1 protein-coding gene is annotated in these 262 nt (G+C 64.5%); it reads left to right on the top strand.

Features of this window, described 5'->3' with window-relative positions:
- Positions 1-262: cbb3-type cytochrome c oxidase subunit I (locus SB719_RS20875; RefSeq protein WP_412159850.1), on the top strand; the 262-nt coding region annotated here is incomplete at both ends.

The following is a 262-nucleotide window of genomic DNA, read 5'->3' as shown; positions in this document are numbered from 1 at the left end:
GTACATCTGGGCCGGCCCGCACCACCTGCATTACACCGCCCTGCCCGACTGGGCACAGTCGCTGGGCATGGTGATGTCGCTGATCCTGCTGGCACCCAGCTGGGGCGGCATGATCAACGGCATGATGACCCTGTCGGGCGCCTGGCACAAACTGCGCAGCGACCCGATCCTGCGCTTCCTGGTGGTGTCACTGGCGTTCTACGGCATGTCCACCTTCGAAGGCCCGATGATGGCCATCAAGACGGTCAACGCCCTGTCCCAC

It is taken from the genome of Pantoea sp. SIMBA_079 (assembly GCF_046940275.1).
Lineage (GTDB): Bacteria > Pseudomonadota > Gammaproteobacteria > Enterobacterales > Enterobacteriaceae > Pantoea > Pantoea borealis.
This window is presented reverse-complemented; position numbering and strand designations above follow the sequence as displayed.